Here is a 21,105-nt window from a genome sequence, read left to right as displayed (position 1 = left end):
ACCTACGGGGGCGACTCGGGTGGGAGCAGGCGCTCCACTTCAGGACCGCCCGAAGGGCAGTCTGGTCGACTCCGCAACACTACACCCTCGGCCCAGCACTCCCCAAACCGGGCCGACCGGGGCGGCGCGGTCAGCGCGGGGTGGCCAGGGCGGCCAGGTGGGCCTGGTGCAGGCGGCGCAGGGCGCGAACCGCCTCCACGGCCCGCTCCTTGTCGGCGGCCTGGAGGGCGACCATCGGCAGCAGGTCGTCGTCGTGCAGCTCCAGGCTGGCCCACGGGGCGCCCCGGTCGAACCGGACCCCGCGGATCACCTCCCAGGGCAGCTCGTAGGAGCTGATCACGTTGCGGACCCGGACACCCCGGGCGTCGGCCACCACCCGGGGGCGGGTGAAGAGCAGGAAGCCGAGGGCCCCGAAGACGCCCAGCCCCACCATGGCGAGCTGGTCGCCCCGCTGGAACGAGCCGTAGCCGTCGCCGGTCGCTCCGCGCAGGGAGGTGGCCACCAGGCTGAACACCACCAGCAGCGTGACGGCCGACGCCCAGCAGACCACCCGGACCCGCCGCGGCCGCACGGTCACCACTGAATCGCTCACGAGACCAGTCTGCCATCCGGCTCGCGCTCCGGCTCCGGCGCCACACGCCGTGGCGCGCGCCGCCCCAGGCCGGCCACCAGCACCGCCACCCCGGTGAGCGCCGCCCCCGCCAGCACCGGCAGCCGGACCCCGGCGCCGCCGGGCAGCGCCACGTCCAGCAGCAGGGCTCCGCCGAGCTGCCCGGCCACCAGCGCCAGGCCGGTGCGCAGCACCCCGGCGGCGCGGACACCGACCAGCAGGGCGAGCACGATGCCGACGCCGAACAGGCCACCGACGTAGAGCCACCACTCGGTGGGCCAGCTCGGGTGGCGGGTGAGCACGCCGGCCAGCGCCGCCACCGCGGCGATCACCGAGGTGCTGACCGCGAAGTTCACCGCCAGCCCGGCGGCCGGGCCGACGGCCGCCGCGACCCGCCCGTTGAGCGCGGACTGCAGCGCCACCGCCAGGCCCCCGGCGACCGAGAGCAGCACCAGCCCGACCGCCAGGTCGCCGACCGGCCGGCCGAGCTGGGCCAGGGTCACCGCGGCGATCCCGAGCAGCGCGCCGACCACCCGGGGCCCGGTGAGCGGCAGCCGGCCCGTCGCGGCCAGCCCGGCCCGGTCGACGGTCAGCCCGCCGAGGCTGCCCCCGGCCACCTGGGCGATCGTGAAGATCGCCACCCCGAGCGCCGGCACGACGAACGGGCCGATCACCACGATCGCCGCCCCGCCCAGGCCGCCCAGGTAGGCCCACCAGGGCAGTCCGGAGCGGCGCAGCCCGGCCAGCCCAGCCCGCATCGACGGGACGGCGACCAGGCCGAGCAGCACGATCAGGCAGCCGCCGAGGTTGTTGACCACCGCGCCGACGAGCGGGTCGCCGGCCCGCTCCCCCAGCTCGGCGTTGACCACGCCCTGCGCGGCCGAGGCCACCCCGCCCAGGACCACCACGGCCAGGGCGGCCGGGAGCGGCAGCGGCCTCACAGCCGGCAGGCGTGGATGTTGGTGACCAGGATGGCCCGGGCGCCCAGCTCGTAGAGCTCGTCCATGATCCGGTGCACGTCGTCGCGGAGCACCATGGCCTGCACCGCCACCCAGCCCTCCCGGTGCAGCGGGGAGACCGTCGGCGACTCGATGCCCGGGGTGAGCGAGCTGGCCCGGTCCAGCAGACCGGCCGGCACGTCGTAGGCGAGCATCACGTAGCGCCGGGCTACCAGCACGCCGTGCAGCCGGCGCAGCAGCTGCTCCTGCTGGGCGCTGCCGGCGCTGCCGGCCCGGCGGACCAGCACCGCGGAGGAGCGCAGCAGCGGCTCACCGAAGACCACCAGGCCGGCCTGGCGCAGGGTGGCGCCGGTCTCCACCACGTCGGCGACCACGTCGGCCACGCCGAGCCGGATGGCGTTCTCCACCGCGCCGTCCAGCCGGATCACCTCGGCCTTGATGTCCAGCTCGGCCAGGTGCCGCTCGACCAGCCCGGGGTACGCGGTGGCGATCCGGTGCCCGCCGAGCTGCTGGACCGAGTCCACGTCGCCGGGGCGGGCGGCGAACCGGAAGGTGGCCCGGCCGAAGCCGAGGTCGACGATCTCCTCGGCCGGCGCGCCGGAGTCGACCAGCAGGTCGCGCCCCGTGACGCCGACGTCCAGGTCGCCGGAGCCGACGTAGGTGGCGATGTCCTTGGGGCGCAGGTAGAAGAACTCGATGTCGTTGGGCTCGTCCCGGCAGACCAGGTCCTTCGGGTCGGTGCGCTGGCGGTAGCCCGCTTCGCGCAGCATCCCGGCGGCCGACTCGGCCAGGGCGCCCTTGTTGGGTACGGCGACACGCAGCATGGGAGTGCTCCTTCGATCGATCAGATGATCAGCGGACGGGGCACTCAGAGATGTCGGTAGACGTCCTTCAGTTCGAGACCGGTGGCCAGCATCAGCACCTGGGCCTGGTAGAGCAGCTGGGAGATCTCCTCCGCGGCTCGCTCCGGGCCCTCGTGCTCGGCCGCCATCCACGACTCGGCCGCCTCCTCGACGACCTTCTTGCCGATGAAGTGCACCCCTCGCTCGAGCGCGGCGACCGTGCCCGAGCCCGGGGTGCCGGCGGCGGCCTTGGCCTGCAGCTCGGCGAACAACTCCTCGAACGTCTTCACGGAAGGCGATTCTTCCAGCCGTGCGGACCGGCGGCACGCTCCGGGGTGGGACGGGGTGTTGCCGAGCGCACCTCACACCTCCGGTCACGCCGACCGACGCCGCCCCGCCGTCGCCGCCAGGAAGTCCCGCACCACTTGGCGAAACTCCGCCGGGCGGTTCGCGTGCACCGCGTGCCCGCCGTCGATGCGGCGCTGTGATCCGCGTCAACCGCTCCCATCACGCGGGAAGCGGGTTGTTCAGCTCGGTCACGACCGCCTCCCGTGCGGCCCAGTCGTACGGCAGCTCACCGTCAGAAGAGCCGGATCGGCGCTGCGTAGCAGATCGGCCGGGCCCGCGGCGGAGTCAGCAGCGAAGGGGCCACGGTCTACGGCTGCCGCCGACCGAGGACTGGACAGGATCTTGACGGCCGCCTGGGAGCGCTCCAGGATCTGGCCAGCGGACCCGCGGCCGGGGTGGGCCGCCCTAGTCGGGGTGTGGTGGTCAGTTGCTGGGCGCATTCGGTCTGACCGGGCCGGAGGAGAAGGTCTACCTGGAGCTGGTCGGTGGTCGACCGGGCACCGCGACGGAACTCGCCGAACGCCTCGCCATCGGCGTCGACGAGATCGAGGAGGCGCTCGCCCGGCTCGGGCGTTCCGGTCTCGTGCGCGTGATCGCCGGTCGTGCCGGCGCCGCCCCGCCCGACCTGGCCATCGACTCGCTGCTGGCCCAGCGCGTGCGGGAGTTGGAGGAGGCGCGGACCGGTCTGTGGGAGTGGCTGCGGCAGCAGCGCGGAGCGGACCCGATCGACCAGGGCGTCCAGATGGTGGTCGGTGTGGCGCCGCTCATGCAGACGTTCGACCAGTTGCTGCGCGGCGCGCAGGAGGAGGTGCTCGGGTTCGAGTGCCCGCCCTACGCTCCGCAGCTCAACGACAATCCCACCGAGCTGGAACTGCTCGGTCGGGGCGTCGCCTTCCGCGTGGTGTACGACCGGCGCGCGCTGGAACGACCGGGCGCCGCGGGCCACATCGGCCGGTTCGTGGCCGCCGGCGAGCAGGCGCGGGTCGCCGTGAACGTGCCCGGAAAGCTGGCGGTGGCCGACCGGCGGATGGCCATGCTGTCGTTGCCCGGCGGGACGGAGAGCACGGAACCCTGGGCCGTGATGGTGCGTGGCGCCACCTGGGTCGAAGTGCTCGTGGCGCTGTTCACCGAGGTGTGGGACAGGTCCACGCCCCTCCGGCTCGCCCCGGCCACCGCGGTCCTCGACGACGTCGACCGGCGGGCGGTGCCCACCCCGGTCGACCTGCGGATCCTGTCCCTGCTGATGACCGGCCTGCCGGACAAGGCGGTCGCGTCCCAACTGGGCGTCTCCATGCGTACCGTGCAGCGGCGGCTGCGGCAGCTGATGGACGTGACCGGGAGCGCGACCCGGATGCAGCTCGGGTGGTTCGCGGCCCGCAACAACTGGCTGTGACACCGGCCGCCGCGAGCGGGTCGGAGCGCGGACAGGTCGTGGGCCGTCCCGCCGGGTGTCGGCGGGACGGCCCACGACGGCAGGTCAGTTCGTGACCGTGACCGACACGGTGACCGGGGTCACCGCGTGCTTCGCGCCGTCGTTCGTGATGAGAACGGTGGCGACGTGGGTACCCGGAGCCAGGCCGGTGGTGTCGACGGTGATGGTGAAGTCCTGCTTCGTCCCGGGCTCCACCTGACCGGACCCGGCGACGGACAGCCACGGCACGTCGCTGTAGGCCGGGAGCGACCCGTCGACGTGGTAGACCTTGCTGCCGTACGGGCGGAAGATGGCGTTGCCGACCACCCACAGGTTGCCCTGCTCGTCGAGGTCCAGTCCGGCGCCGCTGAGCGGGTTCGGGTCGGGGTCCGGCACCGAGGCCAGCGCCGCACAGCTGTCCGGGTCCAGCGCCCAGATCGACTCCTCGCTGTCCTGGTTGATGCCCCACAGCACGTTGTGCTTCTCGTTGAGCGCCAGCCCGGTCATCCACGGGATGGGCGGCGTGCACTCCCCGAGCACCGACCCGGGCTGCGGGTGGGACAGACCGGCGAGGTGCCGGATGACGCCGTCACCGCTGAGGTAGAAGGTGTCGTCCGAGGCGCGGTACGCCAGCCCGTAGTAGAGCTTGCCGGCCCACGGCCCGGTGATCGTCTCCTTCACCTCCAGGGTGTCCGGATCGAAGCAGACGATCGGCAGGTCCCCGATGAACGACATCTTCGGCGCGCACATCAGGTCGCGACCCGCCACGTACGCCATGTCCGAGGGCCAGCCGCCGATGTCCAGCACACCCTTGGCGAGCGACCGGCCGTCGGTGGCGAAGCGCTGCAACTGTCCCCACAGGTACGAGTTGGAGACGATCAGCTCCCCGTTTCGGTAGCCGACGCCGTAGGCGGTGTAGAAGTCCTTCACCGGGAACGAGCTGAGCAGCTTGCCGGGCACACCGGCCGGTGGCGTCGGCGAGTTGATCTCCCGGGCCAGCCAGCTGGCCGGCAGGTCACCGCGGTTGGTCAGGGTCACCGTCGCGGTCCGGGTCGTCCCGGCCTGGGCGCTCAGCGTGACGGCGCTCCGGTTGGCCCCCAGCAGCGGCGTACGCAGGTCGAGGTCCCGGGTCACCACCTCCGTCTCGCGGACGGCGACGGTGGCCGCGGGCAGGTCGTAGCCGGGCTGCAGGCCGTGCACCGTCACCGCCCCGGCCGGCGCCTCCAGCTGGTAGAAGCCGTCGGCGTCGGTGGTCGCGGTGATCGGCTGCGGCGCGTCCGGCGACTCCACCTGCACGGTGGCGCCGGCGAGCGGCTGGCGGTCGTTCGCGTCGCGGACCGTGCCGCGCAGCAGGCCGTGGCCCGGCACCCGGAAGGTCACCGCGGCGCGGTCGTCCAGCACCGCCTCGTCCCGCGAGTACGTGATCGCCGCCCGTCCGCTGGCATCCTCGATGCCGACGGTCGCCGAACCTCCGGCCGCGGTGCCGTTGTCGAGGCCGCGGTACTGGATGACGACCGTGCCGTTCTCGTCGAGCCGCACCTGGACGTCCACCCGGGTCTTCGGTGCGCTCTTCAGCGCTGCCCGGTGCCAGGTCACCACGAACTGCCGCGCCGCCCCGGAGCCGGACGCGGCGGTGCGCACCGTCGAGGCGTCGTCGAGGACGAGGTCGTCCCAGAACGCGTAGACGGCCGCGGGCGCGACCGCGGGGGCGGGCAGCGGGCCGTTGCCGCCCACGGACGTGCCGGTGTCGCCGCCGAAGGTCAGGTAACCGTCGGTGTGCACGCCGATCCGGGTGTACGTCGTGCCGTAGAAGGTCATCGGGAACGGCAGGTCCACCGCCCGGCTGGCGGTGTCGCCGCTGAGGGCGAGCACGCGACCGCCGTCGACCCAGTTCGCGGCGGCCGTTCCCGCGGCGTACCCGTGCCGGTCGGTCTTGGCAGCGAGCGCCACGTCGACCGTCTCCGGCCCGTCCACGGTCAGCGCCACGGTCTTCGGTGCCAGCCACCGCCCGTACTCGACCAGCAGGTCGTAGCCGGCCTCGGGCAGCATCCCCGTGTAGCGGCCGTCGTCGCCGGTGACGAACGGCGGGAACGTCTCGCCGGCCAGCGACAGGCGCGCGCCGGCGACCGGCTTGCCGGCCGGGTCGGTGACGGTGCCCTGCACCGGGTGCCAGGCAGCGGACTCGGACAGGTCCACGGTGAGGTCGGCCGTCCCGTCGCGGGGCACGGTGATGGTCTGCCGCTGCGTGCGCTGCGCGAAGAACGTGGCGGTCAGGGTGTACTCGCCGGCCGGAACCCGGCCCAGCTGGACGCCGCCGCCGGCGTCGGTGCGGGCGGTCCGGGTCACCGCGGAAGAGGTGAGGGTGATCTGGGCTCCGGGCAGCGGGTTGCCGCCCCGGGTCGCGTGCACCACCACACCGCCCAGCTGCGCCGTCGACGCCTGGGTCACCAGGTCGTACGCGTCCAGCCGACCCTCGCCGTAGACGTTGTTGTCGGCCGCGGTGCCGCCGCACTGCCGATCGTCGACGTCGTGCGCGGTGCGGTCCAGCAGCTGCCGGGTCGTGGCCACGTCACGGCGCAGGTTCGGCACCGCCGACCAGGCGAGGGCGACCGCGCCCGCGACGTGCGGGGCGGCCATCGACGTGCCGTCCATGACGGCGTAGTCGCCGCCGGGCACGGTGGACACGATGCCCACCCCGGGCGCCGTGATGTCCGGGCGGATCGCGCCCTCGCGGCCCGGGCCGCGGCTCGAGAACGAGCCGATGGCGCCGGTGGAGTCGGTAGCGCCGACCGCGTAGGTCAGCGGGTTGCTACCCGGGTAGCCGGCCGTGGCGCAGGGATCGGATCCGTTGTCGGCCTCGTTGCCGACCGAGAAGACGGGGAAGATTCCGGCAGCGACCCAGGTGTCGACGATCTGGTCGTAGAAGGTGCTGCCGTCGTCGACGGCGCCCCAGGAGTTGTTGATGATGTCCGGCGCGAGGTCGGGCCGGGGGTTCTGGCCGGCGCGGTCGGTCGGCGCGATCATCCACTGGCCGGCGGCGAGCAGCGAGGCGTCGGTGCAGTAGTTGTACTCACAGCCCTTGGCCGCGATCCAGGTGGCACCCGGGGCGACACCGGTGGCCCGGCCGGCGCCGTCGTCGCCGACCATCGTCCCCACCGTGTGGGTGCCGTGCCCGTAGTTGTCGCAGGGCGCGCCGGACGGGCAGATCCCGGTCGGGTCGAACCAGTTGTAGTCGTGGGAGTAGGTGCCGTCGTCGCGGGTGCCGCGGTACTGCCGGACCAGCGCCGGGTGGTCGTACTGCACCCCGGAGTCGATGCTGCCGACGACGATGCCGTCACCGCGGGCGCCGTACTGGTTCCACACCTTGTCGGCGCCGACGGACGTGAGGTTCCACAGCAGCGGGCTGTCGGCGGCGGCGGTGGCGCCCGCGGTGCGGACCGGCTCCTCCAGCTTGGTCCCGCCGATCGGGGTGATCCGGGCGACCTCCGCCCGGCCGGCCAGGTCGGTCACCAGATCCAGGTCACCGGTGACCGCGATGACGTTCGCGATCCAGTACGGCGTGAAGTCGGCCCGCCGGTCCCGCAGCAGCTTCCGGAGCCCGCCCTGGGTCCGCTCGGCGTGCGCCACCTTGGTCTCGTACACCCGGGTGGTGCGGGCCGTCCGGCCCGCCCTGCCGGCGGCGGACCGCTCGACCCGGTCCAGCTCCGCGTCGTCCAGGCGGGCATCGTCGGCCAGCTCGACGAAGACGCGCATGCTGGTGCCGGCGCGCAGCGGGGCGAGCACCTGGGGGTCCACCTTGCGCAGTGGGTCCGGCGCGGCGGCGGTGGGGGCGGCCGCCAGGGCCGTGCCGGTGGGCAGTGCGAGCAGCAGGGCCAGTGTCGCGGCGACAGCGGCCGTCACACGGGTCGTTCCGTGTCTGGATCTGAACATGACGACGTTTCCTCCTCCAGGCGGCGCCGAGTGAGGTCGGCACCGCCGTCGAGGATTCTCGGCTGCCAGAAGTTCAGCTCGCCGTCATGATCGATGGCGGAGAAAGGACATGTCCGGTCTCCGCCACCCCTGGTCGGCCGCATCGCACCGGGGCTGGCCGGTCGGCGGCGGGTCGCGGGCCTCGCGGCTCAGACGCCGAAGCCGACCCGCTGGCCGCTGGTGGCCAGGCCGCGGATCGCCAGCGCGGCGTCCAGCGCCGCCACGGTGGCCGCCCAGCCCTTGTCCTCCGCCGAGCCGGGCAGCCCGGCCCGGTCGCGGGCCTGCTCGATGTTCTCCACGGTGAGCACCCCGTGGGCCACCGGCTTGCCCTCGTCTAGCGCCACCCGGGTCAGCCCCTCGGTGACCGACTGGCAGACGTAGTCGAAGTGGGCGGTGGCGCCCCGCACCACCACGCCGAGGGCGACGACCACGTCGTACCGGCGGGCCATCGCCTGGGCCACCACGGGCAGCTCGACCGAGCCGGCCACCCGGGCCACCACCGACCGCGCGCCGCACGCCTCGGCCGCGGCCACCGCCCGCTCGACCATGTGGTCGGTGAGGTCGCCGTGCCAGCGCGCGGCCACGATGCCGACGGTCAGCCCGCCGGCGTCCACCGCGGTCACGCCCGGTTCGCCGAAACCCGCCATGTCTATGCTCCGATCTCGTCGCCGGCGACCGGGCGGCCCATCGGCGCCTCGGTCACCTCGTCCAGCCCCTCCAGGAGGTGGCCCATCCGGTCCCGCTTGGTCCGCAGGTAGCGCACGTTCTCCGGGTTGGACCGCACGGGCAGTCCCTCCCGGCCGCTCACCGTGAGGCCGTACCCCTCCAGGCCGGCCCGCTTCGCGGGGTTGTTGGTCAGCAGCCGCATCGAGCGGACGCCGAGGTCGTAGAGGATCTGCGCGCCGGTGCCGTAGTCCCGGGCGTCGGCCGGCAGCCCCAGGTCGAGGTTCGCGTCCACGGTGTCCCGGCCCTGGTCCTGGAGCTGGTACGCCTGGAGCTTGTGCAGCAGGCCGATGCCCCGCCCCTCGTGCCCGCGCACGTAGAGCACCACGCCGCGCCCCTCCTGGGCCACCCGGGCCAGCGCGGCCTGCAACTGCGGGCCGCAGTCGCAGCGCAGCGAGCCGAAGACGTCGCCGGTGAGGCACTCGGAGTGCACCCGGACCAGCACGTCCTTCCCGTCGCCCAGGTCGCCCATGACCAGCGCCACGTGCTCGGCGGGGTCGTGCTCGGCGCGGTAGCCGAGCGCCTGGAACACCCCGTACGGGGTCGGCATCCGCGCCTCGGCGACCTGCTCGACCTGCTTCTCGGTGCGCCGCCGGTAGGCGATCAGATCGGCGATGGTGACCAGGGTCAGCCCGTGCTCGGCGCAGAACTTCTCCAGGTCGGGCAGGCGCATCATGGTGCCGTCGTCGTTGACCAGCTCGCAGAGCACCCCGGCCGGGCGCAGCCCGGCCAGCCGGGTCAGGTCCACGGCCGCCTCGGTGTGCCCGGGGCGGCGCAGCACCCCGCCCTCGCGGGCGCGCAGCGGCACCACGTGCCCGGGGCGGGCCAGGTCGGTCGGGTCGGTCGACGCGGCGGCGAGCAGCCGGATGGTGTGCGACCGGTCGGCGGCGGAGATGCCGGTGGAGATCCCCTCCCGGGCGTCCACGGTCACCGTGTACGCGGTGCCCCGCCGGTCCTGGTTGGTGTGGTGCATGGGCGGCAGGTCCAGCCGGTCGCACTCGCTCTCGGTGAGCGGCACGCAGATGTAGCCGGAGGTGTAGCGGACCATGAACGCGACCAGCTCCGGGGTGGCCAGCTCGGCCGCGAAGATCAGATCGCCCTCGTTCTCCCGGTCCTCGTCGTCGACCACGACGACGGGCCGGCCGGCGGCGATGTCCGCCACCGCCTGCTCGATGCTCCCGAAAGTGCTCATGCCACGGCCTCCGAGTACGTCGGCGGAATCGGGGTGCGGGCGGGCGGGGTCGCCCGGGAGGTGCGCCACCAGGCGTACAGGCCGGCGACGCAGAACCCGCCGTAGACCAGGTACATGGCGGCCGACGGGTAGAAGCCGCCCTGGAGCAGCAGCGGCACGCCGACCGCGTCGACGGCGATCCAGATGAGCCAGAACTCCACCCAGCCCCGGGCCATGCCGTAGGTGGCGAGCAGGCTGCCGACCAGGATCCAGGCGTCCGGCAGCGGCCCCCAGGAGCCCAGCGCGCCCAGCACCGGGTACGCGGCCGCGGTGCCCACCGCCGCGGCGGCGAGCAGACCCAGCCGTTCCCGCCAGGTGGCCCAGCGCGGGGTGACCGCCGCCTGCTCCCCGCCGGAGCGGCGGTTGCGCGACCAGCGCCACCAGCCGTAGACGCTGACGGCGAAGAAGAAGATCTGCCGGCCGGCCTGGCCGTAGAGGTCGTGCGCCTGCGGGGTGGCGAAGACACCGCCCAGGAAGACGGTGAACAGCAGCGCGTTGCCGATCATGCCGACCGGCCAGGCCCAGACCAGCCGGCGCAGCCCGAACAGCGCCGAGGCGAGGCCGAAGACGTTGCCGACGATCTCCCGGACCAGCACCGGCGAGCCGGCCACGTGCACCTGGGCGTCGAGCAGCCAGCCGAGCGGTCCCATCACCGGTCACCTCCCGCCGCGCGGTCGCCGAGCAGCCGCTCGACGTACTTGGCCAGCACGTCGACCTCGAGGTTGACCGGGTCGCCGACGTCCTTGGCGCCGAGGGTGGTGAGCTTGAGGGTGGTGGGGATCAGCCCGACCGAGAACCAGTCGTCGCCGACCTCGGCGACGGTCAGCGAGATGCCGTCGACGGTGATCGAGCCCTTCTCCACCACGTAGCGGGACAGGTCGGCGGGGAGCCGGAACCGGACCGTCTCCCACTGCGCGGCCGGCTCCCGGTGCAGCACCTCGCCGACGCCGTCGACGTGGCCCTGCACCAGGTGGCCGCCGAGGCGGCTGTTCAGCGCCGCGGCCCGCTCCAGGTTGACCGGGTCGCCGGGGCGCAGCGCGCCGAGCGCGGTGCGGCGCAGCGTCTCGCCCATCACGTCGGCGGTGAAGATCCCGCCGTCGACGTCGACCACGGTGAGACAGACCCCGTTGACCGCGATCGAGTCGCCGTGCCGGGCGTCCGAGGTGACCAGCGGGCCGCGGACCGCGACCAGCGCCGAGTCACCCCCGGTTTCGCTGGTCCGGACGATCTCGCCCAGTTCCTCGACGATGCCGGTGAACATGTCAGGCCTCCCTCTTCCGGGGCAGCGCGGTGATCCGCAGGTCGGGGCCGACCTGCGTAACGTCGGTGAGCTCCAGATCGATGGCGTCGGCGATGGTGGTCACGCCGGCGTCCAGGAGCGCGGTCGGGCCCGCGCCGAGCAGCTTCGGCGCGACGTACCCGACGATCTTGTCGACCAGGCCGGCGGCGAGGAACGCGCCGGCCAGGGTGGGGCCGCCCTCCAGCAGCGCGGCCCGCACGCCGCGGTGGTGCAGCTCCGCGAGCAGCGCCGCGAGGTCGACCTTGCCGTCCGGGCCGGCCCCGACCTCCGCGGCGGTGGCCACCCAGGTCCGGGCGGCGCCGTCGCGGACCCGGGCCTCGGCCGGGGTACGCCCCGAGCTGTCCACCACCACGCGCAGCGGCTGCCGGATGGCCAGGGTGCCGTCGCGCAGGTTGCGGGCCGTGAGCCGGGGATCGTCGGCGAGCACGGTGCCCACCCCGGCGATCACCGCGTCGACGGTGCCGCGCAGGGCGTGCACGTCGATCCGGGCCGCCTCGGAAGTGATCCACATGCTGGTGCCGTCGGCCGCCGCGGAACGCCCGTCGAGGGTGGCCGCGTACTTCCAGATCAGGTACGGCCAGCCGCGGCGCATCGAGGTGAGCCAGGCGATGTTGCCGGCCTCGGCCTCCTCGGTGCGTACCCCGAGTTCGACCTGGACGCCGGCGGCGCGCAGGGTGGCCGCGCCGCCGGAGGCGACCGGGTTGGGGTCCGGAACGGCGATCACCACGCGGGCGACGCCGGCGGCGATGAGCGCGTGGCTGCAGGGGCCGGTGCGGCCGGTGTGGTCGCAGGGTTCCAGGGTGACCACCGCGGTGCCGCCGCGGGCGCGCTTGCCGGCCTGGGCCAGCGCGACGATCTCGGCGTGCGGACCGCCCGCGTACGCGTGGAAGCCCTCGCCGGCGACCTCGCCGTCGGCGTCCAGCAGGACGCAGCCGACCACCGGGTTGGGGCTGGTCGCGCCGAGGCCGCGGGCGGCCAGCGCGATCGCGCGACGCATCGCCTCGTCCGTGGAGACGCTCGACATCGCCAGCCCTGCCCTCTCGCTCGTCGGTCGACGCGCGGGCGGGTCAGGGAGCGTGCGGCACGGGTGCCGCGGACACGCGGCGGCGGAGATCCGGGGACGGCACAGCCGACCCCGGGGGGCCCACGCGGCGGCTGAGGGTGCTCAGCGCGCCCGGCAGGGCTCTCCCCGTCCCGCGCGCTGTCTCCCATCCGGACTTTCTGGGGGCGGACGAGCCGCACCCCAACCGTCGGCCCCGGATTCTCACCAGGTCCACCGTCCGGCCGAAGCCGTCCGGGTCGCGGGCTTACCACGGTCGGACCGTGGATCACCGCCGGTTCGGAATTTCACCGAGCCCCGCCAGCGCGTGGTGGGTACACCGGAAGTCTTACACGTCGGGCGGCGCGTCGCGCCACAGAGGCGAGCTACCTCACAGGGAACTGAGCACGATCACGTAACTCCGCGGCGGCGGTCCACCGCCACGTACGAGCCGGGTTGGCTCTTGGCGACCGTTTTCATCTCGGATGCCACGGCGATCGCCTCCAGCGGGTCGGTGAAGCGTTTGCCGGAGTCGGAGAGGGAGACGCCGATGGAGAGGGTGACCAGGGCGGCCCGGCGGATGTTGCCCCGCCGGTCCTTCAGCTCGACGAAGCCGCGCTCCCGGTCGGTGGCGTCGTAGAGGGCGTCGGCGGCCTTCTCGAAGTCGACCACGGCCCGGCTGGTCAGCGGCCGGACCTGGGACGGGGTGCAGACGATGACGAAGTCGTCGCCGCCGACGTGGCCGAGGAAGGCCGGCGGCAGGCCGATCGAGACCACCGCCCGGTGCAGGCTGCGGGCCAGCGCGGAGATGAACTCGTCGCCGCGGACGAAGCCGTAGCGGTCGTTGACGCTCTTGAACCGGTCGATGTCGATGTAGCCGACGGCGTAGTCGACGCCGCTGCGCACCCGGTCGCTGATCTCCCGCCGGATCCGGCTGTTGCCGGGCAGCCCGGTCAGCGGGGAGACCTCCCGGAACTCCTTGTTGCGGCGCAGCGTGGAGCTGACCCGGGCGACCAGTTCGGCGGTGTCGAACGGCTTGACCAGGTAGTCGTCCGCGCCGGCGCTGAGGCCGTTGACCTTGTCGGAGGTCATCCCCTTGGCGGTCAGCATGATCACCGGCAGGGCCGAGGTCATCGGGTCGGCGCGCAGCCGGCGGGTCAGCTCCAGGCCGTCGATCCGCGGCATCATCAGGTCGACCACGGCCAGGTCCGGCCGGTGCCGCTCGATGACCTCCAGGGCCTCCTGGCCGTCGCCGGCGTGCAGCACCTCGAAGCCGTGCAGCCGCAGGTTGAACTCGACGAAGCGGGCGATGTCCTCGTCGTCGTCGACGACCAGGATGACGTCGGGTCGATCGCCGGCCGGCTCCATCTCAGCCCCCGGTCGTCGCGCGTTCCGCCAGGCCGCGCAGCCGGCGGACCGCCTCGGCCGGGTCGTCGGCGCCGTAGACCGCGGTGCCGGCGACGAAGGCGTCGGCGCCCGCCGCGGCGGCCTGTTCGATGGTGTCCGCGGCGATCCCGCCGTCCACCTCGATACGCAGCTCCAGGTGCCCGCTCGCCGCGTGCCGCCGGGCGGCGCGCACCTTGTCCAGCAGATGGGGGATGAACCGCTGGCCGCCGAAGCCGGCCTTGATCGTCATGATCAGCAGCGTGTCGAAGCTCGGCAGCAGCTCCAGGTACGGCTCGATCGGGGTGTCCCGGTCGATCGCCAGCCCCGCCTTGGCCCCGGCCGACCGCAGGTCCTTGGCCAGCGCCACCGGGTCGTCGCACGCCTCGGCGTGGAACGTCACGTTGTACGCCCCGGCGTCGGCGTAGCCGGGGGCCCAGCGGCGCGGGTCCTCGATCATGAGGTGCACGTCGAAGGGCAGCTCGGTCGCGGCGCGCAGGCTCTGCACCACCGGCAGCCCGATGGTCAGGTTGGGCACGAAGTGGTTGTCCATGACGTCCACGTGCAACCAGTCGGCGGCGTGCTCGACGGCGCGGACCTCGTCGGCGAGGCGGGCGAAGTCGGCGGCCAGGATGCTGGGCGCGACGATCAGCGGCGGTACGGTCACCGGGCCAGTGTACGAACGCGGTCACCCACCGCCGCCAGCGCGGCACCGTCGGGAACTCGCTGTGATCCAGACGTGACCCCCGGTGCAGAATCGGCCCGTCCGGCGCGGATAATCGGCACGAAAAGCCATCCGCGACTGGCCGATCGATCGAAACGGGGCGAAACTCCTACAGGGACGGTCACATATGCTGCACGCCCGGCCGCGGGGAACGCCGCACGGGCCGCGGCGACCGGCTGCCATCTCCCGGGAAGGGCGGACGATGCGACGGTGGCTCCTGGCGCTGGCGCTGGCCGGCACGGCGACGGTGGTCCTGACCGGCTGTGTCCCACCGCACCGGGCCGACGGCGACCTCACCGACGACTGGGCCGCGCTGCCGGCGCCCCGCCTGTTCGTCCCCGCCACGGACGCCTGCCTGCCCCGGCTCACCGCCGTGGTGCAGGCCGCCACCTACGACACGGTGGACTGCGCGGGCAGCCACCTGGCCGAGGCGGTGCACGTCGGCACCTTCACCGGAGCGGCGGCGCAGGGCGCCCGGCCGGAGCCGGGCTCACCCGCGCTGCGGACCGCCCGCGCCGAGTGTGACCAGCGGGCCCGGGAGGTGATCGGCGGGGACTGGCACTCCGCCCGGCTCACCCTGAACATCGCGCTGCCCCCGGTGACCGCCTGGGTGGCCGGGGCCCGCTGGTTCCGCTGCGACCTGGCCGAGACCGACAGCATCGACAACACCCGGCCGGTCAACCGGGTGGGCAGCCTGCGCGGCGCCATGGTCGGCGACAGCCCGCTGGTGCACCGCTGTTTCGACCCGAAGCTGATCGGCGACAACCTGAACTACATGGCCCCGGTGCTCTGCACCGAGCCGCACCGCGCCGAGTTCGTCGGCGTCTTCGAGGAGCGGGACATGAGCTGGCCGGACTTCACCCGGTCGGCCCCGCAGGTGCACCGCCGCTGCATGGCGCTGATCGCCGCCTTCGCCGCGGTGCCGAACAACGCCGACCTGCCGTACCGGGCCGGTTCCATCTTCTATCCGCCGTCCCAGCGGGAGTGGGAGGAGGGCGACCGGGGCGTGCGCTGTTTCCTGTGGAGCGACGACCGGAAGCTGACCCGCTCGATGCGCGGGGCCGGCCCGGAGGGACTACCCGTCATCTGAGCTAAGGTGCCGTATGCTGCACCGCCGAGGCGTACCCGGCGCTCCGCGCCGGTCGCGCCACCACGGACGACGGGGAGGTCGGTCGCGATGCGGCGATGGTGGGCGGTGGTCGCCGTGAGCGTGACGGCGGCGTTGGCACTCGGCGGCTGCGGCGCGCCGGCCGGGGTCGACCGCGACCTGGCCGACGACTGGCCCGCGTTCGGCGCCCCGGCGGCCTTCGTGCCCCAGTCGGGCGCCTGCCACCCCACCATCCAGGACGTCGGCTACCTCAGCGGCTACAACCCGGTCGACTGCGCCGCCACCCACCGGGCCGAGACGCTGCACGTGGGCACCCTGACCGGCCCGGACGCCGGGCGCGGCGCTCCCCCGCGGGCCGGGTCGACCGGCACCCGGACCGCGCAGGCCGAGTGCACCAAGCAGGTCAACAAGGCCGTCGGCGCCGACTGGCGCTCGGGGCGGCTGCAACTGTCGGTGGTCTTCCCGTCGGCGCTGGCCTGGACGGGCGGGGCCCGCTGGTTCCGCTGCGACGTCTCCGAGGTGGCCAGCCTGGACGACCGCAGCGTCACCCCGCGCAGCGGCAGCCTGCGCAACGCCCTGAAGGCCGGCTCGCCGCTGGCGCTGAGCTGCTTCAACCCGAAGCTCGTCAAGGACGACGTGACGGAGATGCGGCCCGTCGCCTGCACCGCCAAGCACCACGCCGAGTTCGTCGGGATCTACCAGTTCCCCGATGTCAGTTACACCGAGTTCCAGCGCACCCCCATGCGGGCCCACAAGGGATGCCGCGGGCTGATCGCGAAGTACGTCAAGGTGCCGAACAACAGCGACATGGTCTACCGGTCCGGCACGATCATCTACCACCCCTTCAAGGAGGAGTGGCAGGACGGCGACCGGGGCGTGCAGTGCTTCCTCTGGCTCTCCGACCGGACGCTGACCCGCTCGCTCAAGGGCGGCGGCAGCAAGGCGCTGCCGATCAACTGAGCGGGAGCGGGGTGCGCCGCGGGCGCACCCCGCCCGGATCGCTCAGCCCACCTGCAGCGTGACGTCGTCGATGACGAAGCTGGTCTGGAGCGAGGCGTCCTCCACCCCGGTCCACTTCAGCGTGACGGTCTGCCCGGCGTAGGCGGCCAGGTTGAAGCTGCGCTGCGTGTAACCGGATGCGGCGTTGAGGTTGGAGTAGCTGGCCAGGGTGGTCGTGCCGACCTGCACGGTCAGCCGGTCGTAGGCGGTGCCCGTGGTGGTCTCGGCCGTGTCGATGTGCAGCCAGAACGACAGGGTGTAGCTCGCGCACCCGGCCGGGATGCTCACCGACTGCGACAGCGTGTCGGTGTGGGTGCTGCCGTAGCCGTCCAGCCAGGCCTTGTAGGAGCCGGTCCGGGCCGCCTGGCTCGACGAGTTGGTGATGACGCCGGAGGTGGCGGTCCACGGCGTGCTGCCGGATTCGAAGCTGCTGTTGCGGATGAGCTGGCCGCCGGCGCAGCCGCCGGTGCCGGTGACCGTGAGGGTGTAGCCGACGCTGCGGGTGACCGAGCCGGTGCCGGTGACCGTGATGGTGAACGTGCCGGTGGTCGCCGTCGCGGAGGCCGTGACCGTCATGGTGGCCGAGCCGCCGGAGGTGACCGAGGACGGGCTGAAGCTCACCGTCACCCCGCTGGGGGCGCCGGTGGCCGAGAGGTTCACGGTCTGGGCGCTGCCACCGGTGGTGGCGGTGCTGACCGTGGCGGTGGTGGAGCCGCCCCGGGCGACGCTGCCGGAGGTCGGGCTCACCGCGACGGAGAAGTCGTTGGTCGGGGTGCCGCCGCCGACCGCGAGCTGCCAGATCGCGTACGCCACGCCGTCGGCGCTGCGGTTGAGCACCGTCGCGCTGATGTTGGCGGTGGTGTCGCAGGAGCGGTGGTAGCAGGGGTCGTACGCGGAGTTCGCCGTGCCGCCCCACTTGGCGGCCTGGGTGCTGGTCTTGCGCGCGCTGGCGCCGGCCGCGTAACCCGAGGTGGGGATGCCGGCCTGCTGGAAGGAGTAGTCGTCGGAGCGGCCCTGGCCCTCGACGTTCTCCTCCGGCTGGAGGTTGAGCGAGTCCCAGTACGCCTTCAGCGGCGCCGCCGTCGTGGAGGTGAGCCGGTTGATGAAGTAGCCGCCGTTGGTCGAGGCGACCATGTCGAAGTTGTAGTAGCCCTTGATGTAGCCGCGCTGGGTGGCGCTGAGCTGGTTGACGTAGAACTCCGAGCCGTTGAGGCCCTGCTCCTCGTCGGTCCACCACGCGAACCGGACCCGCTTGGTCATGCTCGGGTTCTGCTGAGCCAGGACCAGCGCGTTCTCCAGCAGGGTGGCCGAGCCGGAGCCGTTGTCGTTGATGCCCGGGCCGGCCGAGACGCTGTCCAGGTGGGCGCCGAACATGACGACCTGGTCGGCCGGGCCCTGCGGCCACTCGGCGATCAGGTTGTTCGACGGGTAGGTGCAGGTGGAGCAGTACTGCTCGCTGACCGTGTAGCCGGCGGCCTGGAGCTTGGCCTTCACGTAGCTGACCGAGGCGGTGTAGCCGGCCGAGCCGGCCCGCCGGTTGCCGCCGTTGTTGCCGGCGATCGCGTTGAGCTGGGTGAGGTGGGCCTGGACGTTGGTCACCGAGATGTCCGGCGCCGCGGCGGCGAGCGCGGGGGCGGCGCTGGCTGGTGCGGGGGCGGCGCCGGCCGGTGCGGGGGCGGCCAGGGTCGCCGTGACGGCGGCGAAGAGGGCGAGCGCGAGGCCCGCGGTCGGCGTTCTGCGTCTCATGGAGACTCCTTGTGGGGGTCGGCGGGACGTACTGGCGGGGTGGCGCGACCCGTGGGCTCCGGTGGGGGCCCCGATGTCGGCGGACCGGTGATCGGAACAGTTACATGTATCGATGTAAGAGTCAACCGGGGGTGTCACACGACGCGCGGAGCGGGGCCGCCGTCACCGGCGGCCCCGCTCCGCGTTCACCTGCACCCGTCGATCGGGTCCCCGCTCAGCCCCGGCGCAGCACCGCCAGGAACATCGCATCGGTGCCGTGCCGCTGCGGCCACAGCTGGACGGTCGGGCCGTCCCCCAGCCCGGGCATGCCGGCGGGCAGCAGTGGCCGGGCGTCGACGAAGTCGACCGGGAAGCCGCACCGGCGGGACGCCTCGGTCACCGTCACGTGCGTCTCCACCGTGTGCGGCGAGCAGGTCACGTAGGCGACCAGGCCGCCCGGCCGGACCGCGCGCAGCGCGGCGGTGAGCAGCTCCCGCTGCAACCGGGTCAGCGGCGGCAGGTCCGACGGCTGGCGACGCCAGCGGGACTCCGGCCGGCGGCGCAGCGAGCCGAGCCCGGTGCACGGGGCGTCGACCAGCACCCGGTCGAAGTGCCCCTCCGGCAGCTTCGGATCGGCGCCGACCGTGCGGCCGTCGGTGTTCACCACGGTGACCGGCAGCCCCCGGGTGGCCTGGGCGACCAGCCGGGCCCGGTGCTCGGCGACCTCCACCGCCGTGAGCCGGGCGCCGCGCTCCGCGGCCAGGGCGCCGAGCAGGCCGGCCTTGCCGCCGGGGCCGGCACACAGGTCGAGCCAGCGGCCGTCCGGGCCGTCCAGCGGCGCCACCGCGAGGGCGTTCGCCACCAGCTGGGAACCCTCGTCCTGGACGTGCGCCCGTCCGTCGGCCACCGCCGCCAGCTCCCCCGGCGCGCCGCCGGAGAGATAGACCGCGTACGGCGAGAAGGCGCCCGGGGCCCCGCCGACCTCGTCGGCCAGCGCCACCGGGTCGGCCAGCCCCGGCCGGGCGCACAGGTGCACCGGCGGGCGCTCGTTGTCCTCGATGAGCAGGCGGGCGGTCTCGCGCAGGTCGCCGCCGAGCGCCTCGGCGAAGGCCCGGACGATCCACTGCGGGTGGCTGTACGCCAGCGCGAGGTGGCCGATCGGATCGGTCTCCTCGGACGGGGCGAGCTTCGCCACCCAGCCGTCCGAGTCCCGGCCCGCCACCTCCCGGAGCACCGCGTTGGCGAAGCCGGTGGCCCCGGGCCCGACGATCCGGACCAGGTCCACCGTGGACGACACGGCCGCGTGGGCCGGCACCCGGGTGTGCAGGATCTGGTACGTCCCGAGTCGCAGCGCGTCCCGCACCGGCGGGTCGATCCGCTGCACGTCCCGGCCGGCCGCGTCGGTGATGATCGCGTCCAGGGTGCCGGTGTGCCGCAGCGTGCCGTAGGTCAGCTCGGTGGCGAAGGCCGCGTCCCGGCCGGTCAGCCCCTCGTCCCGGAGCATCGCCGGCAGCACCAGGTTGGCGTACGCGTCGTCCCGGTGCACCGCCGCGATCGCCTGGTACGCGACGTGCCGGGGCAGGTCCACGGGCGGCCGGGCCGGACGCCGGACACCGCCGCGCCGGTCGGCACCGAAGCGCCCCTCGCGCGGCCCGTCGGCCCGGCGCCCGGGACGCTCGCCGCGCTCCGGCCGGCCGCGGTCGTCCCGGGGCCGCTCGCCGCCGGAGAACCGCCCGGCGTCGCCGGACCGGCCGCCGCGCGGACCGTCGTCGGAGAAGCGCTCGCCCCGGGGCTCGGACGGCCCGGTCACGCGAGCACCTCGCCGGCGGCGACCCGGGCGCCGCGCGCCCAGTCGCCGGCCGACATGGCCTTCTTGCCGGCCGCGCGCACCTCGCCGAGCTGCACCGGAACGGTGCCCGTGCCGGCCAGCACCCGGGACTTCTCCACCAGCAGCTCGCCGGGTTTCAGCTCCGGGCCGTTGGCCACCGGAGTGACCGGGCCGAGCTTGACCCGGTCGCCACGGAAGGTGGTCCACGGGCCGGGGGCCGGGGTGCAGGCGCGGATCCGGCGGTCCACCGCGAAGGCCGGGTCGGCCCAGCGGACCCGGGCGTCCTCCACGGTCAGCTTCGGCGCCAGGGAGACCCCGTCGGCCGGCTGCGGCTCGGCCCGGGCGGTGCCGGCCGCCAGCGCGTCGAGCACGGCGACCAGCAGCCCGGCCCCGGAGTCGGCGAGCCGCTCCAGCAGGTCGCCGGAGGTGTCGGCGGGCCGGATCTCGTCGGTGACGGTGCCGTAGACCGGGCCGGTGTCCAGCCCCTCCTCCAACTGGAAGACGCTGGCCCCGGTCAGCGCGTCGCCGTGCAGCACGGCGTGCTGCACGGGCGCCGCGCCGCGCCAGGCGGGCAGCAGCGAGAAGTGCAGGTTGATCCAGCCCAGCCGGGGGATCTCCAGCGCCGCCGGCGGCACCAGCGCGCCGTAGGCGACCACCGGCACGCAGTCCGGGGCCAGCTCGCGGAGCCGGTCGAGGAACTCGGGCTCGCGGGGCCGGGCCGGGGTGAGCACCTCGACGCCGTGCGCGTCGGCCCAGGCGCCGACCGGGGAGCGGACCAGGCCCCGGCCCCGGCCGGCGGGCGCGTCGGGGCGGGTGACCACGGCGGCCAGCTCGTGGCCGGAGGCGGCGATCGCGTCCAGCGCGGGTACGGCGACGGCCGGCGTGCCGGCGAAGACCAGGCGCATC

At 74.1% G+C, this 21,105-nt stretch carries 18 protein-coding genes and 1 riboswitch; of the genes, 3 read left to right on the top strand and 15 right to left on the bottom strand.

All coding sequences use genetic code 11. The features are described from left to right. Window positions 1-130 precede the first annotated feature (130 nt). The 4 genes from AB0F68_RS25275 to AB0F68_RS25260 are packed head-to-tail and all read right to left on the bottom strand — an operon-like array spanning window position 131 to window position 2,719. Window positions 131-592, bottom strand: coding sequence for a PH domain-containing protein (locus AB0F68_RS25275; protein ID WP_357342530.1), 462 nt, complete (start codon window positions 590-592; stop codon window positions 131-133). Continuing rightward, window positions 589-1,551 (bottom strand): DMT family transporter, encoded by a 963-nt coding sequence (locus tag AB0F68_RS25270; protein WP_357342528.1) that lies wholly within the window; start codon window positions 1,549-1,551, stop codon window positions 589-591. The genes AB0F68_RS25275 and AB0F68_RS25270 overlap by 4 nt, the downstream gene beginning before the upstream one ends. After that, entirely contained in the window at window positions 1,548-2,393 is an 846-nt protein-coding gene (gene hisG / locus AB0F68_RS25265) for an ATP phosphoribosyltransferase (protein WP_357342525.1), read from the bottom strand. The genes AB0F68_RS25270 and hisG overlap by 4 nt, the downstream gene beginning before the upstream one ends. A gap of 44 nt (window positions 2,394-2,437) precedes the next feature. Further along, window positions 2,438-2,719 carry a phosphoribosyl-ATP diphosphatase gene (locus AB0F68_RS25260; RefSeq protein WP_355641625.1) on the bottom strand — a complete coding sequence of 94 codons (282 nt, stop codon included), beginning with the start codon at window positions 2,717-2,719 and terminating at the stop codon, window positions 2,438-2,440. Between the two features lie 467 nt (window positions 2,720-3,186). On the opposite strand from AB0F68_RS25260, the gene AB0F68_RS25255 reads away from it, so the two are divergent. Then, entirely contained in the window at window positions 3,187-4,152 is a 966-nt protein-coding gene (locus tag AB0F68_RS25255; RefSeq protein WP_357342521.1) for a helix-turn-helix domain-containing protein, read from the top strand. An 84-nt stretch (window positions 4,153-4,236) separates the two neighbouring features. Here the strand turns inward: AB0F68_RS25255 and AB0F68_RS25250 are convergent, their stop codons facing one another. From AB0F68_RS25250 to rpe, 8 genes are all read right to left on the bottom strand, one after another. Beyond that, window positions 4,237-8,070, bottom strand: coding sequence for a S8 family serine peptidase (locus AB0F68_RS25250; protein WP_357342519.1), 3,834 nt, complete (start codon window positions 8,068-8,070; stop codon window positions 4,237-4,239). 218 nt (window positions 8,071-8,288) lie between these two features. Beyond that, the gene (ribH, locus tag AB0F68_RS25245) at window positions 8,289-8,786 is read right to left on the bottom strand and encodes a 6,7-dimethyl-8-ribityllumazine synthase (RefSeq protein WP_357342515.1); all 498 of its coding nucleotides are present in this window, start codon (window positions 8,784-8,786) and stop codon (window positions 8,289-8,291) included. A gap of 2 nt (window positions 8,787-8,788) precedes the next feature. After that, a complete protein-coding gene (locus tag AB0F68_RS25240) occupies window positions 8,789-10,054 on the bottom strand; it encodes a bifunctional 3,4-dihydroxy-2-butanone-4-phosphate synthase/GTP cyclohydrolase II (protein ID WP_357342513.1) in 1,266 nt (421 codons plus the stop codon). After that, window positions 10,051-10,743 carry a nicotinamide riboside transporter PnuC gene (gene pnuC, locus AB0F68_RS25235; protein ID WP_357342608.1) on the bottom strand — a complete coding sequence of 231 codons (693 nt, stop codon included), beginning with the start codon at window positions 10,741-10,743 and terminating at the stop codon, window positions 10,051-10,053. The genes AB0F68_RS25240 and pnuC overlap by 4 nt, the downstream gene beginning before the upstream one ends. After that, complete coding sequence (locus AB0F68_RS25230) at window positions 10,743-11,354, bottom strand: riboflavin synthase (protein WP_357342510.1); 612 nt, start codon at window positions 11,352-11,354, stop codon at window positions 10,743-10,745. Before AB0F68_RS25230 ends, pnuC begins: the two co-directional genes overlap by 1 nt. Window position 11,355: 1 nt before the next feature. Beyond that, window positions 11,356-12,417: a bifunctional diaminohydroxyphosphoribosylaminopyrimidine deaminase/5-amino-6-(5-phosphoribosylamino)uracil reductase RibD gene (ribD, locus tag AB0F68_RS25225; RefSeq protein WP_357342508.1), complete on the bottom strand. Its 1,062-nt coding sequence runs from the start codon at window positions 12,415-12,417 to the stop codon at window positions 11,356-11,358. A gap of 172 nt (window positions 12,418-12,589) precedes the next feature. Then, window positions 12,590-12,762: riboswitch (FMN riboswitch) on the bottom strand. A gap of 81 nt (window positions 12,763-12,843) precedes the next feature. Beyond that, complete coding sequence (locus AB0F68_RS25220; RefSeq protein WP_357342506.1) at window positions 12,844-13,800, bottom strand: response regulator; 957 nt, start codon at window positions 13,798-13,800, stop codon at window positions 12,844-12,846. Between the two features lies 1 nt (window position 13,801). Further along, window positions 13,802-14,482: a ribulose-phosphate 3-epimerase gene (rpe, locus tag AB0F68_RS25215; RefSeq protein WP_357342503.1), complete on the bottom strand. Its 681-nt coding sequence runs from the start codon at window positions 14,480-14,482 to the stop codon at window positions 13,802-13,804. A 259-nt stretch (window positions 14,483-14,741) separates the two neighbouring features. On the opposite strand from rpe, the gene AB0F68_RS25210 reads away from it, so the two are divergent. Together AB0F68_RS25210 and AB0F68_RS25205 are read left to right on the top strand one after the other, a co-directional pair. Next, entirely contained in the window at window positions 14,742-15,629 is an 888-nt protein-coding gene (locus AB0F68_RS25210; protein WP_357342501.1) for a septum formation family protein, read from the top strand. An 87-nt stretch (window positions 15,630-15,716) separates the two neighbouring features. Continuing rightward, entirely contained in the window at window positions 15,717-16,607 is an 891-nt protein-coding gene (locus AB0F68_RS25205) for a septum formation family protein (RefSeq protein ID WP_357342500.1), read from the top strand. 42 nt (window positions 16,608-16,649) lie between these two features. Here the strand turns inward: AB0F68_RS25205 and AB0F68_RS25200 are convergent, their stop codons facing one another. From AB0F68_RS25200 to fmt, 3 genes are all read right to left on the bottom strand, one after another. Further along, a complete protein-coding gene (locus tag AB0F68_RS25200) occupies window positions 16,650-18,392 on the bottom strand; it encodes a M28 family peptidase (protein WP_357342497.1) in 1,743 nt (580 codons plus the stop codon). Window positions 18,393-18,606: 214 nt separating this feature from the next. Beyond that, on the bottom strand, window positions 18,607-20,181 hold the full coding sequence (locus tag AB0F68_RS25195) for a transcription antitermination factor NusB (protein ID WP_357342491.1): 1,575 nt from the start codon (window positions 20,179-20,181) through the stop codon (window positions 18,607-18,609). Further along, the gene (fmt, locus tag AB0F68_RS25190; RefSeq protein WP_357342606.1) at window positions 20,178-21,104 is read right to left on the bottom strand and encodes a methionyl-tRNA formyltransferase; all 927 of its coding nucleotides are present in this window, start codon (window positions 21,102-21,104) and stop codon (window positions 20,178-20,180) included. Before fmt ends, AB0F68_RS25195 begins: the two co-directional genes overlap by 4 nt. Window position 21,105 lies beyond the last annotated feature (1 nt).

The organism is Micromonospora sp. NPDC023966 (assembly GCF_040639095.1).
Classification (GTDB): domain Bacteria; phylum Actinomycetota; class Actinomycetes; order Mycobacteriales; family Micromonosporaceae; genus Micromonospora.
This window is presented reverse-complemented; position numbering and strand designations above follow the sequence as displayed.

Coding starts and splice junctions, on each gene's coding strand:
- AB0F68_RS25230 (WP_357342510.1), bottom strand. CDS start 11,354: ATGTTCACCGGCATCGTCGAGGAACTGGGCGAGATCGTCCGGACCAGC.
- hisG (WP_357342525.1), bottom strand. CDS start 2,393: ATGCTGCGTGTCGCCGTACCCAACAAGGGCGCCCTGGCCGAGTCGGCC.
- AB0F68_RS25220 (WP_357342506.1), bottom strand. CDS start 13,800: ATGGAGCCGGCCGGCGATCGACCCGACGTCATCCTGGTCGTCGACGAC.
- AB0F68_RS25200 (WP_357342497.1), bottom strand. CDS start 18,392: ATGAGACGCAGAACGCCGACCGCGGGCCTCGCGCTCGCCCTCTTCGCC.
- fmt (WP_357342606.1), bottom strand. CDS start 21,104: ATGCGCCTGGTCTTCGCCGGCACGCCGGCCGTCGCCGTACCCGCGCTG.
- pnuC (WP_357342608.1), bottom strand. CDS start 10,743: ATGGGACCGCTCGGCTGGCTGCTCGACGCCCAGGTGCACGTGGCCGGC.
- ribD (WP_357342508.1), bottom strand. CDS start 12,417: ATGTCGAGCGTCTCCACGGACGAGGCGATGCGTCGCGCGATCGCGCTG.
- AB0F68_RS25210 (WP_357342501.1), top strand. CDS start 14,742: ATGCGACGGTGGCTCCTGGCGCTGGCGCTGGCCGGCACGGCGACGGTG.
- ribH (WP_357342515.1), bottom strand. CDS start 8,786: ATGGCGGGTTTCGGCGAACCGGGCGTGACCGCGGTGGACGCCGGCGGG.
- AB0F68_RS25205 (WP_357342500.1), top strand. CDS start 15,717: ATGCGGCGATGGTGGGCGGTGGTCGCCGTGAGCGTGACGGCGGCGTTG.
- AB0F68_RS25240 (WP_357342513.1), bottom strand. CDS start 10,054: ATGAGCACTTTCGGGAGCATCGAGCAGGCGGTGGCGGACATCGCCGCC.